This window comes from Terrabacter sp. P5_B1, assembly GCF_056400505.1.
In genome coordinates, this window is sequence record NZ_JBFULD010000447.1 from 1 (window position 1) to 2,648 (window position 2,648).

At 73.7% G+C, this 2,648-nt stretch carries 3 protein-coding genes; 1 reads left to right on the forward strand and 2 read right to left on the reverse strand.

Features of this window, described 5'->3' with window-relative positions:
• On the reverse strand, positions 1-774 hold a 774-nt coding region (locus AC1DP0_RS20670; protein WP_478088223.1), incomplete at its 3' end, for an ArsR/SmtB family transcription factor.
• 57 nt (positions 775-831) lie between these two features.
• On the opposite strand from AC1DP0_RS20670, the gene AC1DP0_RS20675 reads away from it, so the two are divergent.
• Positions 832-2,064 (forward strand): MFS transporter, encoded by a 1,233-nt coding sequence (locus tag AC1DP0_RS20675; protein ID WP_478088225.1) that lies wholly within the window; start codon positions 832-834, stop codon positions 2,062-2,064.
• Between the two features lie 246 nt (positions 2,065-2,310).
• Here AC1DP0_RS20675 and AC1DP0_RS20680 read toward each other — a convergent pair.
• The coding region (locus AC1DP0_RS20680) for a helix-turn-helix domain-containing protein (RefSeq protein ID WP_478088227.1) at positions 2,311-2,648 on the reverse strand (338 nt) is incomplete at its 5' end.

Below are 2,648 nucleotides of genomic sequence, written 5' to 3' on the forward strand. Positions count from 1 at the left end.
GAGCAGGAGGGCGCGGCTGCCCCCGACGAGCCGCTCGAGCCCATCGTCGGCCTGGCCGTCGACCGCGGCGAGCGCTCCGGTGACGGGGTAGTAGATCGCGTAGCGCCTCGGCAGGTCCCACCCGACCCACGTGGCGGTGCCGTGTGCGGGGACGAAGTAGAGGTCCGCGTCGTCATCGAGCACGCGGGACGGCAGGTCGAAGCGGTTGATCCGCAGCTGGCCGTCGCCGAGCCACTCGCGGTCGCGCCCGAGGTCGCGCAGCACCCCCGCCCATCCGTGGGTGGCGAGCCGGGCCGTGCGCGAGACGATGTCGGCGCGGAGGATGCGCTCGCGACGGGCCCAGTCGGTCGCGAGGGCATGCGTCCAGACCCACTCGAGCAGCTGCGCCGCGTGCTCTGCGGTGCCCGGCCGGGTCAGGATGCGCGGGAGCGTGGCCTCGGGGCTGCTCTCACGCAGGCACACGCGAACCTGCTTGTCTCCCAACGTCCGCACGTCGTCGATCTCCTCGGCGAAGCTGCGTCCCGGACCATCGGGCGGCAGCGCGAGCCAGTCGGAGATCCAGCCCGGCCGCCAGCTGTGCTCGAGGACGGCGCGCCGCGCCGGGTGCTCCGCCAGCATCTCCTCGAACGACTCGCGGTGCGCCGCGGCGAAGGCGCGACCGGCGGCGTCGCTGGGCCGCACGAGGTCGTTGAGCGCGGCGACCGTCTCGATGCGCGGGGACACGACGAAGCGGCTCCGCGCCAGCAGGTCGGCCGAGATCCGCCACGTCCCCATGTTTCGCCTCCGTCCGAAACATTAGCGCCGACGACGTCGGGCCGTCAGGGTGGCCGGGTGAAGACCTACCGCCAGCTGTTCGCCATCCGCGACTTCCAGGTCCTCTTCCTCGTCCAGTGCCTCAACATCGGGTCGTATGCCGTCGCGTCCCTCGCGCTCGGCACCATCACCTTCTCCGCGACCGGGTCCCCGGTCCTGACGGCGCTCGCGATGTTCGGCGCCCCGCTCATGCGGCTCGTCGGTCAGACGCTCTTCGGCTCCGGCTCCGACCTCGTGCGGCCGCGAACCGCGCTCGTGGTCGTCGCCGGCACGACCATGGTGACGGACCTGCTGCAGGCGCTCCCCGGACTCGAGTGGGGCTGGCGCTTCGCACTGCTCGCGGTCGGGCCGCTCATCACCTCGGCCCTCGGCGGCAGCATGATGGCGCTCGTCTCCGACATCCTCCCGCCGGACGGTTTCATCCTCGGCAGGGCCACGATGAACATCGCGGTCGGCGGCATGCAGATCGTCGGCTACGGCATCGGTGGCCTGCTGCTCATCACCTTCACGACGACGCAGCTCTTCCTCGGCGCGGGGGCGGCCCTCTTCGTCGCGGTGCTCCTGCTGCGCCTCGGCCTCTCGGACCACCCGCCGCGCCAGGCCGGCGCGTCCCTCGTGCGCCGCACGCGCGAGGTGAACCGGTCACTGCTGGGCTCGCGCGTCATCCGCCCGCTCTACCTGACGATGTGGGTCCCGAACGGCCTCATCGTCGGCTGCGAGGCGCTCTTCGTCCCCTTCGCGGGGGAGCGCGCCGGCTACCTCTTCGCCGTCACGGCCGCCGGGATGCTCCTCGGCGACATCGTCGTCGGCCGTTTCCTCGCGGTGGCGGTGCGCGACCGCCTCATCGGTCCGCTGCGCCTGCTGCTCGCCGTGCCCTACCTCGCGTTCTTCCTCGTCCCGTCGCTGCCGTATGCCGCCGCGCTGGCCTTCGTGGCGTCCGTCGGCTACTCCGCCAGCCTGCCGCTGCAGGAGCGTCTGGTGTCGCACACCGACGGCCAGGCCCGCGGTCAGGTGTTCGGCCTGCAGGGCACCGGCCTCATGGTGGGCCAGGCCCTCGGTGCCCTGCTCGGCGGCGCGGTCGCGAGCACCCTGGGGATGGGGCCGGTCGCGGCGGCGCACGCGATGGGCGTCATGGCCGCGGCGTCGGTCGTCGTCTCGATCGCCCTCACGCCGGGCCTGCGGCGCTCGCGCCCGGGGGCCCCGGTGCTCGAGACCGTCCCGGCCGAAGGCGCGACGCAGGCGGCGCCGTGACGCTGAAGCGCGCTGCGCGCCGTCGCACGAAGCGGTGGCCGAGGTCGGACGGGGCGCCCGCGTGGGGCGGTGCCGCGCGGTAGAACCGCAGCTTGCCGAGCCCGACGAGCACGAGGTAGGCGATGACCATGACGACGAGCTCGGCGAAGGCGGGGAGCCCGGTCGAGGGGTCCACGCCGAGGTACTGCACCACTTCGGGGCACCGCGGGCCGAGGCCGAGGTCACACCAGGGTCACAGCGAGGGCCTCAGGGGGACACGAGGCCCCGCCGGCGGGCGATGGCGGCCGCCTCGGTGCGGCCGGAGGCGCCGAGCTTGGCGAGCAGGTTGGACACGTGCACGCTCACGGTCTTCGGGCTGATGTAGAGCTGCTTGCCGATCTGGCCGTTGGTCAGACCTCGCGCGAGCAGGGCCAGCACCTCGAGCTCGCGCGGCGTCAGCTCGGTCGGCCCGTCACCCTCGGTGGGGCGCAGGCTGTCGAGCTCGGCGAGGAGCGGCTTCGCCTCGAGGCGGACCGCGACCTCGCGGGCCTGCTCTGCGACGTCGCGTGCCCCGGCGTGGTCGCCGGCGGCCCGCAGGGCGACGG